Below are 13,440 nucleotides of genomic sequence, written 5' to 3'. Positions count from 1 at the left end.
CGACAGGCCCAGGGGCCCCGTGGCCCGCGAGACGTACTGCAGCAGACCTGTGACCGAGTCCGGAGGGCTGTGACGAGCGGGTCTCCGTCCGTACTCGTTCGGCTGTTCGAGTGAGGGGTGGGTAGGCGTGAGCTCCGCCTCAGAACGCCGGGCGCTCCGGATCCAGCCGTGCCAGCCCCTCGCCGGGCGAGGAGGCCTCGGCGAAGTGCCGGCGGGGGATGCGGCCCGCCCGGAACGCCAGCCGTCCCGCCTCCACCGCGTGCCGCATCCCCTCGGCCATCAGGACCGGCTCCTGCGCCCGGGTCACGGCGGAGGCGAGCATGACTCCGGCGCACCCCAGCTCCATCGCCAGCGCCACGTCCGACGCCGTCCCGGCACCCGCGTCCAGGATCACCGGCACGCGCGCGTGCTCCACGATCAGCTGGAAGTTGTGCGGGTTGCGGATACCGAGCCCGGAGCCGATGGGGGACCCCAGCGGCATGATCGCGGCACAGCCGACGTCCTGGAGCTTGCGCGCCAGCACGGGATCGTCGTTCGTGTACGGCAGCACCGTGAAACCGTCGTCGACGAGCGTCTCGGCGGCGTCGAGCAGTTCGATGGGATCGGGCAGCAGGGTGCGCTCGTCGGCGATGACCTCCAGCTTGACCAGCGACGTGCCGAGCGCCTCGCGCGCGAGACGGGCCGTCAGCACCGCCTCGCCCGCCGTGAAACAGCCGGCCGTGTTGGGCAGCACCCGGATGCCGAGCCGTTCGAGCACGGACAGGACCGAGCCGTGCGTGGCCGCGTCGACCCGGCGCATCGCGACCGTGGTCAGCTCCGTGCCGGAGGCCACCAGCGCGCGCTCCAGGACGTCCAGGCCACTCGCGCCGCCGGTGCCCATGATCAGACGGGACGCGTAGGTCGTGCCGCCGAGGACGAAGGGGTCGTCTGCCATGGGATCAGCCTCCTTGGACGGCGGTGAGGACCTCGACACGGTCCCCCTCGGCGAGGGCGGTGGTCGTCCACCGCGCGCGCGGGACGACGGTTTCGTTGAGGGCGGCGGCGACGCCCGAGACGGACGGCGTGAGCGTCCGCACGAGCGCGTCGAGCGCGGTGCCGGGAGCGATCTGCCGCGGCTCCCCGTTGACGGACACGGTCAGCGTCCCGGTGGTGGTCATACGGGCTGCTCCAGTAGTGCGCGGGCCGCGCCGGCGCGGAACCGCAGGGGGGTGAAGTCGCGTGCCTCCGCCGGCAGTTCACCGGTGGCCAGCACCTCGGCCAGGACGTCGCCGGTGACCGGCGTGAGGAGCACCCCGTTGCGGTAGTGGCCGGTCGCGAGGAGCAGGCCGTCCAGCCCGCTGGGGCCGAGCAGCGGGGCGTTGTCGGGGGAGGCGGGGCGCAGACCCGCGCGGGTCTCGGTGAGCGGCAGTTCGGTGATGCCGGGGACGAGTTCGTGGGCGTCCCGCAGCAGTTCGTACACCCCGCCCGCGGTGACCGTCGTGTCCCAGCCCTGTTCCTCGCTGGTCGCGCCGACGACGAGTTCGCCGTTCTCGCGCGGCACCAGATAGACCTGGCTGCCGCGCACCACGGCCCGCACGGTACGGCTCAGGAAGGGCGCGTAGAGCTTCGGCACGGTCAGCCGCACCACCTGCCCCTTCACCGGCCGCACCGGCGGCCGCACCTCGGCCGGGACTCCCGCGAGCCGGCCGCTGAGGCTGCCCCCGGCGAGGACGGTGCTCCCGGCCTCCAGCCGCTCGCCGTCGCTCGTCCGGACGCCGGTCGCGCGCTCCCGGGCCAGCGTCAGCTCCTCCGCCCAGGCCCGGTGGAACACCACCCCGGCGCGTTCGCAGGCCGCGACCAGGGCCGCGGAGAGCCGCCTCGGGTCGATCTGGTGGTCCCCGTCGACCCGCAGTCCGCCGCGCACGCCGGGCGCGAGCATCGGCTCCAGGCGACGGCACTCCCGTCCGCTCAGCCACTCCGAGTCGAGGCCCGACCGCTGTTGCAGGGCGTGCAGTTCACGCAGGTGGGCGCGGTCGTCGGCGTCGAGCGCGACGGCGAGCGTGCCGCAGCGGCGGTAGCCGAGGTCGAGACCGGTGGCCTCCGTCAACTCGGCCGCGAAGTCCGGGTAGCGGCGCGCGGACTCCAGGTTGAGCCCCAGCAGCGTCTCCTCGCCGTAGTGCAGTTCGGTCACGGCGGCGAGCATCCCGGCCGCCACCCGCGCGGCCCCGCCGCCGGGTTCGGGATCGACCACGGCCGTGGCGAACCCGCGCCGCGCGGACCGCCACGCCGTGACGAGGCCGATGATGCCGCCCCCCACGACGAGGACGTCTGACGTGTGCGTACGCGACATGGGCGTCCAGCCCCTCCCTTCGCCGGCATGACCCGGATCAGGTTCGTACGGTCGGAGGCCGCCAGCCTCCCTCTCAGCCCGGTGCGTCCGGGCTCCCGCGAGTGCTCTACGGTGGCCCACCCTAGCCCCCGCCGATCGCCTCAGTAAGGGAGCCCGTGCCCATGGCCCGCTCGCTCGACGGTCTCGTCCTCGCCCCCGTCGCCGACCAAGCCCCAGGTCAGGTGGGCACCCGCACCCGGTTCACGTACCACGAGGAGAACGGCGAGATCTGGGCCGAGTACGCGGGCGGGGACGTCGTGCGGGGACGGCTCGTGGGCACGCGCGCGGGGGACCGGCTCGACTTCCGCTACGTACAGGCGAAGACCGACGGGACCACCGCCTCCGGGCACTGCGTGTCCCGTGTGGTCGAACTCCCCGACGGGCGCGTCCGGCTGGAGGAGACCTGGGAGTGGGAGTCCGGGCCCGGCAGCGGGACGAGCGTGGTCGAGCAGGTCGAGGGGACGGCGGACCGCGCCCGCTGAGGGCGGCCACCGGACCCACCGCAGGACGACCGGGCCCCCCACCCCCTGACTGACCGAATATCAGTTGTCTATGGTGATCGAGTGAGCGAGCAGACGCAGCAGCGGGACGGATCACCGGCGCGGCGCGTGGTCGTCGTGGGCGCGGGCATGGCGGGCGTGCAGACGGCGGTCGCCCTGCGGGAACAGGGCTTCACCGGCGACGTGATCCTGCTCGGCGCCGAGCCGCACCAGCCGTACGACCGCCCTCCGCTCTCCAAGGCCGTCCTGCTCGGCAACGCCGAGGGCTCCGCCTTCGACGTCGACTTCGAGGCGCTCGGCATCGACCTCCGGCTGGGCCGCGAGGTGACCGGCCTGCGCCCCGCCGACCACGAACTGGACACGCCCGCCGGGCCCGTCCCGTACGACGTCCTCGTCGTCGCGACCGGCGCGGAACCGATCCGGCTGCCGGGCGCCGAGGGCGTGCCCGGGGTGCATCTGCTGCGGACCCTGGACGACGCCGAGCGGCTGCGGCCCGTGCTGGCGCGGCAGCACGACATCGTGGTCGTGGGGGCGGGCTGGATCGGCGCCGAGTTCGCCACCGCCGCCCGGGAGGCGGGCTGCGCGGTGACGGTCGTCGAGGCCGCCGACCGCCCGCTCGCGGGCGCCCTCCCGGCGGAGGTGGCCGCCCCGATGACCGCCTGGTACGCCGACAGCGGCACCACCCTGCGCACCCACGCGCGCGTGGAGCGTGTCGAGCCCGGGACGGTGGTCCTGGACGACGGCACCCGCATCCCGGCCGGCGCGGTCGTCGTCGGCATCGGCGCGCGCCCCGCCACGGCCTGGCTGAAGGGCTCCGGCATCGAGCTGGGCGCCCACGGCGAGGTGGTGGCCGACGACCATCTGCGCACCTCCGCGCCGGACGTCTACGCCGTCGGCGACTGCGCCTCCTTCCCCTCCGGCAGGTACGGCCGCCGCCTCCTCGTCCACCACTGGGACAACGCCCTCCAGGGCCCCCGCACGGTCGCCGCGAACATCGTCGGCGAGACCCCCGAGCCCTACGACCCCGTGCCCTACTTCTGGTCCGAGCAGTTCGGCCGGTTCGTCCAGTACGCCGGGGACCACGCCTCGGCCGACACGACGGTCCGGCGCGGCGACCCGGCCGGCGCCGCCTGGTCGGTGTGCTGGCTGCGCGAGTCCCGGCTGGTCGCCCTGCTGGCGGTGGGCCGCCCCCGGGACCTGGCCCAGGGCCGCCGTCTGATCCAGGCGGGCACACCGATGGACCCGCTGCTGCTCCAGGACCCGGCGAGGCCCCTGAAGGCGGCGACGGCGTAGCCGGACGCGCCCGCCGGCCGGCCGACGCGCTCCGCGCACCCCTCGGCCGGCTCCGCCCGAGGCGCCTCGGCTACCCACTGTCAGTCCCAGATGGCAGTCTTGGAGACGTGACCGAGATTGACGCAAAGATCGATGCTCTCGTCCCCGCGTGGCTGACCCTCCCCGACATCGCAGAGATGCTGGACGTCGAGGTGACCCGCGTGCGGCAGCTGGTGAAGGAAGGCCAGCTCATCGCCGTACGCCGTGGTGAGAACCGCGCGCTGCACGTCCCCGCCGCCTTCATCGACGGAGACAAGGTGGTCAAGGGCCTGACGGGCACCCTGACCCTGCTGAGGGACGACGGCTTCACCGACGAAGAGATGCTGGAGTGGCTCTTCACTCCGGACGCCAGCCTGCCCGGTACCCCGGCCCAGGCCCTGAGCGAGAATCGCGGCACGGAGGTGAAGCGCCGCGCGCAGGCGCTCGCCGTCTGACCGGAACCAGCCGAGACATCCGAGACAGCCGAGACACCCGAAAGATCCGCGGAGGTTCCGCGGAAGAGCCGCCCGTCCGGCGCGCGGGAGCCGGGGCCCGCGAGGGCCGCGTCCCCCGCGCGCCGTACCGATCACGTATGCCAACGGGGGACCCACCCATGTCCGACGCCGCCGCCCAGCTCGCCGACGCCCGGCTCTACCTCTGCACGGACGCCCGCAGGCGCCAGGGCGACCTCCCGCGGTTCCTGGACGCGGTCCTCGGCGGCGGCGTGGACATCGTGCAGCTCCGCGACAAGGGCATGGAGGCCGCCGAGGAGCTGGAGCACCTCCAGGTCTTCGCGGACGCCTGCCGCCGCCACGGCAAGCTGCTCGCCGTCAACGACCGCGCGGACGTCGCCCACGCCGTCGGCGCGGACGTGCTGCACCTCGGCCAGGGCGACCTGCCGGTCCCCGCCGCCCGTGCGATCCTCGGCCCGGACGTGCTCATCGGCCGTTCCACCCACGCCGACGAGGAGGCCGCAGCGGCGGCCGTCCAGGAGGGCGTGGACTACTTCTGCACGGGCCCCTGCTGGCCCACCCCCACCAAGCCCGGCCGCCACGCCCCCGGCCTGGACCTCGTCCGCCGCACCGCCGCCCTCGCCACCGACCGCCCCTGGTTCGCCATCGGCGGCATCGGCCTCGGCAACCTCGACGAGGTCGTCGAGGCGGGAGCCCGGCGGGTGGTCGTCGTCCGGGCGATCACCGAGGCCGACGACCCCGGAGCCGCCGCGGCGGAGTTCACCGAGCGGCTGCGCGCCCTCTAGCCGGTCGCGCCCGCGGTCGTCCCCCGATCTCCGGCGGTCGACGGCTGTCCCAGGCGTCCATGGCTGTCCAAGGCTGTCCAAGGCGTGGACAGCAGCTCGGCAAAGGGGACAAAAGCACCTGCTCTGGTTGGGGGACGGCCCCGACCTGACTAACCTGCCCGTATGGCCCTAGGAACCGCTTCGACCAGGACGGACCGCGCACGCACCGTGCGTGACATGCTCGCCACGGGCAAGACCACCTACTCCTTCGAGTTCTGGGCGCCCAAGACGGAGAAGGGCGAGCGGAACCTGTGGAACGCCCTCCGCAGGATCGAGGCGGTCGCCCCCAGCTTCGTCTCCGTGACGTACGGCGCGGGCGGCTCCACCCGGTCCGGCACGGTGAAGGCGACCGAGCAGATCGCCGCCGACACCACTCTCACGCCGGTCGCCCACCTCACCGCGGTCAGCCACTCCATCGCCGAGCTGCGCAACATCATCGGCCAGTACGCGGACGCCGGGATCCGCAACATCCTCGCCGTCCGCGGCGACCCGCCCGGCGACCCCATGGCCGAGTGGGTCGCGCACCCGCAGGGCCTGACCTACGCCGCCGAACTCGTCCAGCTCATCAAGGAGTCGGGCGACTTCTGCGTGGGCGTCGCCGCCTTCCCGGAGATGCACCCGCGCTCCCCGGACTGGGACAGCGACGTCGCGCGCTTCGTCGACAAGTGCCGGGCCGGCGCCGACTACGCGATCACGCAGATGTTCTTCCACCCCGACTCGTACCTGCGTCTGAGGGACGCGGTCGCGAGCGCCGGCTGCGAGACCCCCGTCATCCCCGAGGTCATGCCCGTCACCAGCGTGAAGATGCTGGAACGGTTGCCGCAACTCAGCAACGCGGCCATCCCGAACGCCCTGAAAGAGCGGATCGTCACAGCCAAAGACGATCCGACCGCTGTACGCTCCATTGGCATCGAGTTCGCCACGGAGTTCTGCGCGAGGCTGCTGGACGAGGGAGTCCCCGGACTTCACTTCATCACCCTGAACAACTCCACCGCGACTCTGGAAATCTACGAGAACCTGGGCCTGCACCATCCACCACGGGCCTAGACCGGTCGCACTCGCGTACGACACACTGCGTAGCGGCTACAGGGAGAGGGGCGTACATGGGCTGGGCGGTCCTCTACATCGCGTTCGGCGTCGTCGCGTTGTGGCTGCTGGGCGAGGTGCTGCTGCAGTACAAGGCACGCCTGCGCTGGCGTCTGCTCGCCTTCGCCGGTTTCCTCGGCGTCGTCCTCGGTGTCCTGATCCCCAACGTGATCGTCATCGCGCTGGGCGCGATCGGCTTCGCCATCGGGCAGACCTATGTGACGCTGTCGTTCCGTCGCGGCTTCGAGGCCGGCTGGGCCGTCCGCCCGCGCTCCGGCGAGGGCGAGGAGGGCGGCCGCTTGCCCAAGGCGGCCAAGAAGCGGCGGCGCGGCGAACCGGACCGCCAGGACCCGAGCCTGGAGGTCACGGACCTGGAGTCCACCGCCGGCGGACGGTACCCCCAGGGCGACGACCTGCTCGACGACCGCGACGACGACGTGTTCGTCCGCCCGCAGTCCACGCCCTCGGCGGCCGGGCCGGCCCCGGTCTACTCCCCGGAACCCATGCCGGACGACACCAGCACCTACGGCGTCTACAACGACGACAACGCCTACGCGGGCGCCCCCGGCCAGCAGCACGCGACCGCCGACCAGGCCGCGCAGGACGAGGCCTTCGCCTACTACGGCTACGACCAGCAGCAGTACGGCTACGACCCGTCGCAGCAGCAGTACGCCGCCTACTCCGACCCGTACATCGGCACCCAGACGTACGACGCCACGGCCTCGTACGACCAGTCCTACGGGCAGCAGGGATACGGGCAACAGGGCTACGGCCAGGACCAGTACGGCAACGGCGGCTACGGCGGCGAGACCCCGCCCGGCGGTGTCTGGGTCCCGCAGCAGCGCAACACCGACGACCCGTTCGCCTCGGACCTCCCGTCGGACCAGCAGTACCCGTACCAGGGCAACGGCAATGGCCAGAACGGCTACGACGAGCAGCAGTACCGTTTCTGAAGAACGCGCGGGGCCCCTCGCCCGGGCCCGGTGAGCCTCACTGTGAGCCGCGGAAGTCCGGCCCCTCCACGATCAGTCCGGCCACCAGCGCGCCCGACATCCCGGCGTGCGGAAGACCGCCGCCCGGGTGCGACCAGCCGCCGACGGTGAACAGGCCCGGCAGAGCGGTGGTGTTGGAGGGGCGCAGCCATCGCCCGTCCCCCGCGGCGAGGGCCGGTGCCGGGACCACGCCGCCCTCCGCACCGGTCGACCGCGCGATGTCGACCGGGGTGCGCACCTGGCTCCACAGCAGACGCTCGCGTAGGTCGGGTACGGCCCGCTCGGCGGCGTCGATGAGCCGCTCGGCCTGCTGCTCGTAGACCTCCGACTCCGCCCGACTCCAGTCGGGTTCGGAGGGGACCGCGCAGGTGATCGTGACCGCCTCGTGGTCGGAGTCCGGGACCAGTCCCGGATCGTCCGGCCGCAGCACCGTCGCCGTGGGTCGCGCGACCAACCCGTGTGACGGACCGAAGAGCAGGTCCAGCTCGGCGTCACGGTCGTCCGCGTGCACCACCGTCCGGTGCGCCGCGTCCGCCGGACGTCCGCCGCGCAGCGCCAGCAGCACGGTCAGCCGACTCGTCGTCCCGCGCTGGGCCGGTACCTCGCCGGCGCCGCGTACGACCGACCGGCGCGCCAGGCGGGCCAGCACCTCGGGCGCGACCCCGGCGACCACATGGTCGGCCTCGGTCACCGTGCCGTCGGCCAGTTCCACCCCGGCCGCCCGGCCGTCCTTCTCGACGATCCCGGTGACCTCGGCACCGAAGACGAACTCGACCCTGCGGGCCAGACACCGCTCGTACAGCGCCCGCGCCAACTCCCGTACGCCGCCCCGGACGTACCAGGTCCCGAAGGCGTGATCCAGGTAGGGCAGGACCGCCGCGCTCGCCGGGACGCTCCTCGGGTCCAGGCCGTACGCGAGGGCGTGGCTCTCCAGCAGGGCCGTCAGCCGCGGATCCCGCAGCTCCCACGCCCCGACCTCGGCGAGGGTGGCGGCCCGGCGGGTGCGCAGCAGCTTCCTGTGGGGGACCGAGGGGTACGGCTCACGCTCGGCGAGGACCTTCCAGTCGGACCACAGCGGTTCCTCCAGGAGGGGCCGCCGGGTGCGGTCCCAGGCCTCGCGGGCCCGCACCAGGAAGTCGCCCCAGCGGTCGCCGGCGCCCGGGCCGAGCGCCGAGTCCAGGGCGGCCACGACGCCAGCACGGGAGGCGTTGGGGAGCAGGAGGTCGGTGCCGTCCGCGAAGACGTGCCGGGCCGCCGGGTCCACCTGGACCAGGTCGACGCACTTCTCCAGCGGCTCCTTGCCGGTCTTGAGGAACAGATCGCGGTGGACGGCCGGGAGCGGCAGCAGCCCCGGTCCCGTGTCGAACGCGAAGCCGTCGCGCTCGAAGCGGCCCACGGCTCCGCCGTAGGTCGTCGTGCTCTCGTGCACCACCACGCGGTGGCCCGCGACGGCCAGCCGGGCGGCGGCTGCCAGGGCGCCCATTCCGGCGCCGATCACCGCGATTCTTGCCATGCCGGTGACCTTATCGGGCGCCGTGTCGCCGGTGGTTCGCGGGAGAGCTCGGGGGGAGCGGTCGGTCGGCGGGTACGGGCTCGTCGTGGCTTGTCGCGCAGTTCCCCGCGCCCCTGGATGGCGGCTGCGCCGCCGATCCGGGCCGGGGAGTACTTGCGCGGGCGCGATCGTCACCAGTCGGCGACAGCGCGGGGTGGGGCTGAGTGCGCAGGGCTGAGTACGCGTACCTATGCGGTGAGTTGAGTACCCGTACGGATGGGTTCCCACCTGCGAAAACGGGAGAGTGGAGGCACGGGAAGGGGCGCGGCTCCGGCACCGCCGACACGGGGCGGCGGAACGGCTCTCGCGCTTTTACCGCTCCTTCCGTCGACGCGAGTCGACGGGAGCGAGGCACGGGGGAGTACGGGGGAGTACGGGGGAACGGGGAAGCGCCGGTTCGAGGTGGCCCGCGGGGGACGCGGCCAGTTCGGACCGGCGCTCTCGTTTCCGTCGGGACCGGTCAGCCGATTCCGCTCACCCGGCCCTGAAGGAGCCGGGAGAGCGCCGCGTGGACGTCGTCCAGGGAGCGCTCCGGCTGGAAGGCCTTCCAGTCCAGCGCGGCCACCAGGACCATGCCGACCAGGGCCGCCGCCGTGAGGCCGACATCGATCTCGTCGCTCAGCTCGCCGCCCTCGACGCCCTCGCGGAGCACCCCCTCGACGACGGCGACCGCCTCCTGCCGGACGACCATCAGCGTGGACTGCCAGGCCCGGTTGGTGCGCCACAGCTCGGCCACGTACAGCTGGGTGAAGGACGGGTAGCGGTCGATGAAGACGAGCCCGGCCCGGATCATCGCGTCCAGGGAGTCGACCCTGCTGCCGCCCTCCCGCGCCGTCCGCTCGGCCGCCTCGCGGAGGGAGGCGGTGAGCAGTCCCACGCCGTGCCGCAGCAGCTCCTCGAAGAGGACCGACTTGCTCGCGAAGTTGTAGTAGACCGTGCCCTTGGCGACTCCGGCGCGCTCGGCGATCTCGTCCACCGTGGTCGCGGAGAACCCCTGCTCCGCGATGAGGGTGACGGCCGCTTCGTAGAGTTTCTGCCGGGTCGCCTCGCGGCGGCCCCCGCCTGCGCCGCCGGGGGCGTTGCTGCTTTCCATGGCCCTGATTGTCACAGGAACCGTGCCGTGCGCGGGAACCGCTCCCCGCGCGGTCACAGGCTCAGCTCCGGGTGCAGCCGGTCCAGGGTCCACACCTGCTTGCGGCGGGCCGACAGGGCGGTCAGCGCGAGGGCGCCGGCCGTGAACGCCACCAGTACCGCGCACGCCTGCCACACCGGGCCCAGGCCGCCGCCCGTGATCAGCCGCCGGAGCGCGTCGACGACATGGCTCATCGGCAGGAAGGGGTGGACCGCGTTGAAGAAGTCCGGGCTGGTCTGCACGGGATACGTGCCGCCCGCGGACGTCAACTGGAGCATCAGGAAGGCGAGCACGAGGATCCGGCCGGCCGCCCCGAAGCGCGCGTTGAGCCACTGCACGATCGCCGCGAAGCACGCCGTCACCAGGAACAGGAAGCCCACCGTCCCGGCCGCCCGCGCCATCTGCAGACCGACCGCCCAGTGCAGCACCGCCATCAGCGCGACCGTCTGGAGCACGCCGAGCGCGGCCACCGGCAGCCAGCCCGCCAGCGTGATCCGCCACGCCGAGGCACCCGCCGCGAGGGCCCTCCGGTTGAGCGGCTGGATCAGCATGTACGCCACCATCGCGCCCACCCACAGGGACAGCGGGATGAAGTACGGGGCGAACCCGGTGCCGTAGTTGGGCGCCTTGTGCAGGTCCCTGGAGGCCAACTGCACCGGATCGGCCATCACTTCGGTGCGCCGGTCGCGGTCCTGCTCGTCGTAGTCGGGGATGCGCTCTGCCCCGTCGTGCAGACCGCCTGCGAGCTTGCCGGAGCCGTCGGCCAGCTTGTACATGCCGCCCTTGAGGTCGACCGCGCCCGTCTTCAGGGCGCCGACACCGGTGTCGAGGTCCTCCGCGCCGGTCTTCGCGGTGCCGAGGCCCGTGTGCAGCGTCCTGGCCCCCTTGGCGACCTCGGTGGCGCCCTTGTCGAGTGCGTCGATCTTGGCGACGGCGTTGTCGAGGTCGGTGGAGAGGGTGGGCGCCGCCTTCGCGAGGGCGCGGGCCTGCTTCTCCAGGGTCCGGAGATCCTTGTCGAAGGCCTTCATGTCACCGTCGTAGTTCTTCACCACGGTGTCGACGTCCTCGGCGAGCGTGGCCGCCTCCGCCGCCGCGTCCTTCGCCTTCTTGAGGTCCGCGCAGGCCGTGTCGGGCAGTACGGCCTTCTCGCAGCGGCGCTCGTACACGTCGTCCAGGGTGTCGGAGGCGGTACGGGTACCCGTGGCGGCGGCCGGTGCCGTCTTCACGAACGCGTCGAGGTGGCCCCGGACGGTGGCCGCGGAGTCGGCGACCAGGGTGGCGGTGTCGGCGATGGTGTCGCTGTTCTCGTCCAGGAACGGCCGCACCTGGTCGGCCGTGGCGCCGACCTTGTCGGCGAGCTTCCCGGTGCCGTCCGCGACCTGCCGGGCGCCGTCCTCCAGATCGCCCGCCCCCTCGTCCAGGTCCTTCAGCCCGCCGGACAGGTCCCCGCTGCCCTCCTTGGCCTTCCGCAGCCCGTCCGCGAGGTTCCTGGAGCCCTGCTCGGCCTTGTCGATACCGCCCTTGAGGTCGTCGGCGCCGTCCGCCGCCTCCTCGGTCTTCCCGTGGATGTCGGAGAACGAGATGAAGATCCGGTCCAGGAACGACCGCGAGGCCTTCGTCGACGCCGCCGTCCGCACCTCCGAGAACACCGTCCGCGAGATCTGCCCGACGATGTAGTTGTTGGCGTCGTTCGTCCGCACCTGGAGGGCGCCCGTCTCCGGCACGTCCCCCGAACTGGACGCGATGCGCTCGCTGAAGTCCTTCGGCATGGTCAGCGACAGGTAGTACGTGCCGTTCTCGACGCCCGCGCGGGCCTGGGCGGCGCTCACCCGGTGCCACTCGAAGGTGTCGCTCTCCCGCAGCCCCTTCGCGATGTCGTCGCCGGCCGTCAGCCGCTCCTTGCCGACCGACACCCCCTTGTCGTCGTTCACCAGCGCCACGGGGATACGGTCCAGCCGGCCGTACGGGTCCCAGAAGGACCACAGGTACAGGGCGCCGTACAGCAGCGGCAGCAGCAGGAGCGAGACCAGTGCGGCGCGCGGCAGCTTCCCCCTGCCGAACCGCCTGAGCTCAAGCGCGGCGAGCTTCGGCGAGCGCATCGGCCGTCTCCTTGTCGTCGGTGTCGGTGTCGGTGTCGGTGTCGGTGCCGGTCTCGGCGTCTACGTCCGTGTCGGCGTCTACGTCCGTGTCCGTGGTCGCCGTGGTCGCCGTGGTCGCCGTGGTGGCGGTGGGGTCGGCCGTGTCGGTGGCGGGCTTCGGGGGTTCGTGTACGTCGTCACGCGCGCGTGCGGCTTCGTCCGGTGCCGTCGACACCGTGACCGCTCCCTCCGGGGCCTCGCTGCACACCGCCACGACCGTGGTCCCGGACTCGGTGAGGGACGTCAACAGGGCCCACATCTCCGCCCGTTCGGCGTCGGAGAGCTTCAGGTCGGCGTCGTCCACGCCGAGCAGCCGGGGCCGGCCGACGAGGGCGAGGGCGACCGACAGCCGCAGGGCCTCCATCCGGTCGAGGTCGCGCACGGCCGTCCGGGAGCCCTTGGGGAGCGCCTCGCGGTCGAGCCCGGCGGCGGTCGTGGCGGCCTCGATCCGCTCCTGCGTCTCGGCGGCACGCTCGGCCCGGGGACGCAGTAGCCCGCGCAGGGTGCCGTCGAACCGCCGCTGGAGCAGCGCCCGTTCACGCAGGTGCTCCCCGACGGTCAGGGCCGGGTCGAGGTCCGTCACCCCGGGGACATGGGCGAGGGCGCTGATCCGGCGCACGGCCGCCATCCGTTTCGGCAGCGGCAGGGAACCGACCGTGGCACGGCCCTCGGTCGGCTTCATCCGGCCGGTGAGCGCGAGCAGCAACGAGGTCCGGCCCGACCCGGACGGCCCCGCGATCGCGACCAGCGAGCCGGCCTCCGCGTCGAACCCGACGCCCCGGAAGACCCAGCCACGCGGACCCGCGAGCCCGAACCCCTCCGCGCCGACGGCGACACCCCGGGCCGTCCCCCGCCCGGTGTCCGTCTCCCCTGTCTCCGCCATGTCCCCGGAACCCCTCCGCCCTCGGCCCATCTTTGAACTGACTGGTCAGTGCAAAAACTACTCCGAACCTTTGATCGAAGCAAAAGCGCAGGTCAGAACGGATTGTCAGTGGCATACCTCACGATGGGCACATACGGCACCTCGTGTCAGAGCGTGCCGTCCGAAGACGACAGGAGGTTCG

The 13,440-nt window shown here is 72.9% G+C and carries 13 protein-coding genes and 1 riboswitch; of the genes, 6 read left to right on the top strand and 7 right to left on the bottom strand.

The features are described from left to right. Positions 1 to 139: 139 nt before the first annotated feature. The 3 genes from HW837_RS17130 to thiO all read right to left on the bottom strand — a co-directional run bounded on the left by HW837_RS17130 (position 140) and on the right by thiO (position 2,329). Positions 140 to 934 (bottom strand): thiazole synthase, encoded by a 795-nt coding sequence (locus HW837_RS17130; RefSeq protein WP_045555337.1) that lies wholly within the window; start codon positions 932 to 934, stop codon positions 140 to 142. A gap of 4 nt (positions 935 to 938) precedes the next feature. Then, on the bottom strand, positions 939 to 1,139 hold the full coding sequence (gene thiS / locus HW837_RS17125; protein ID WP_045555797.1) for a sulfur carrier protein ThiS: 201 nt from the start codon (positions 1,137 to 1,139) through the stop codon (positions 939 to 941). A gap of 14 nt (positions 1,140 to 1,153) precedes the next feature. Further along, positions 1,154 to 2,329 carry a glycine oxidase ThiO gene (thiO, locus tag HW837_RS17120; RefSeq protein WP_045555336.1) on the bottom strand — a complete coding sequence of 392 codons (1,176 nt, stop codon included), beginning with the start codon at positions 2,327 to 2,329 and terminating at the stop codon, positions 1,154 to 1,156. Then, positions 2,327 to 2,438, bottom strand: a riboswitch (TPP riboswitch). Its footprint overlaps the gene before it by 3 nt. Before the next feature lie 52 nt (positions 2,439 to 2,490). Here thiO and HW837_RS17115 point away from each other — a divergent pair. The 6 genes from HW837_RS17115 to HW837_RS17090 all read left to right on the top strand — a co-directional run bounded on the left by HW837_RS17115 (position 2,491) and on the right by HW837_RS17090 (position 7,515). Beyond that, a complete protein-coding gene (locus HW837_RS17115) occupies positions 2,491 to 2,850 on the top strand; it encodes an avidin-fold protein (protein ID WP_193380777.1) in 360 nt (119 codons plus the stop codon). Between the two features lie 81 nt (positions 2,851 to 2,931). Then, a complete protein-coding gene (locus tag HW837_RS17110; protein ID WP_078853245.1) occupies positions 2,932 to 4,161 on the top strand; it encodes an NAD(P)/FAD-dependent oxidoreductase in 1,230 nt (409 codons plus the stop codon). Between the two features lie 107 nt (positions 4,162 to 4,268). Next, complete coding sequence (locus tag HW837_RS17105) at positions 4,269 to 4,634, top strand: Rv2175c family DNA-binding protein (RefSeq protein ID WP_045555333.1); 366 nt, start codon at positions 4,269 to 4,271, stop codon at positions 4,632 to 4,634. 158 nt (positions 4,635 to 4,792) lie between these two features. Next, on the top strand, positions 4,793 to 5,437 hold the full coding sequence (gene thiE, locus HW837_RS17100; protein ID WP_045555332.1) for a thiamine phosphate synthase: 645 nt from the start codon (positions 4,793 to 4,795) through the stop codon (positions 5,435 to 5,437). Between the two features lie 162 nt (positions 5,438 to 5,599). Further along, positions 5,600 to 6,523 carry a methylenetetrahydrofolate reductase [NAD(P)H] gene (metF, locus tag HW837_RS17095; RefSeq protein ID WP_045555331.1) on the top strand — a complete coding sequence of 308 codons (924 nt, stop codon included), beginning with the start codon at positions 5,600 to 5,602 and terminating at the stop codon, positions 6,521 to 6,523. Positions 6,524 to 6,579: 56 nt separating this feature from the next. After that, positions 6,580 to 7,515, top strand: a complete 936-nt coding sequence (locus HW837_RS17090) for an SCO2102 family sporulation regulator (RefSeq protein WP_045555330.1) — start codon at positions 6,580 to 6,582, stop codon at positions 7,513 to 7,515. 37 nt (positions 7,516 to 7,552) lie between these two features. On the opposite strand, the gene HW837_RS17085 is transcribed toward HW837_RS17090, so the two are convergent. From HW837_RS17085 to HW837_RS17070, 4 genes are all read right to left on the bottom strand, one after another. Further along, positions 7,553 to 9,067: a phytoene desaturase family protein gene (locus tag HW837_RS17085; RefSeq protein WP_093788257.1), complete on the bottom strand. Its 1,515-nt coding sequence runs from the start codon at positions 9,065 to 9,067 to the stop codon at positions 7,553 to 7,555. A gap of 499 nt (positions 9,068 to 9,566) precedes the next feature. Beyond that, complete coding sequence (locus HW837_RS17080) at positions 9,567 to 10,199, bottom strand: TetR/AcrR family transcriptional regulator (RefSeq protein ID WP_045555328.1); 633 nt, start codon at positions 10,197 to 10,199, stop codon at positions 9,567 to 9,569. Positions 10,200 to 10,252: 53 nt separating this feature from the next. Next, on the bottom strand, positions 10,253 to 12,337 hold the full coding sequence (locus tag HW837_RS17075) for a YhgE/Pip family protein (RefSeq protein ID WP_193380778.1): 2,085 nt from the start codon (positions 12,335 to 12,337) through the stop codon (positions 10,253 to 10,255). Beyond that, on the bottom strand, positions 12,309 to 13,259 hold the full coding sequence (locus HW837_RS17070) for an ATP-binding cassette domain-containing protein (protein WP_193380779.1): 951 nt from the start codon (positions 13,257 to 13,259) through the stop codon (positions 12,309 to 12,311). The genes HW837_RS17075 and HW837_RS17070 overlap by 29 nt, the downstream gene beginning before the upstream one ends. Between the last annotated feature and the right edge of the window lie 181 nt (positions 13,260 to 13,440).

Origin of the sequence: Streptomyces caniscabiei (assembly GCF_014930365.1) — a bacterium.
Classification (GTDB): domain Bacteria; phylum Actinomycetota; class Actinomycetes; order Streptomycetales; family Streptomycetaceae; genus Streptomyces; species Streptomyces caniscabiei.
This window is presented reverse-complemented; position numbering and strand designations above follow the sequence as displayed.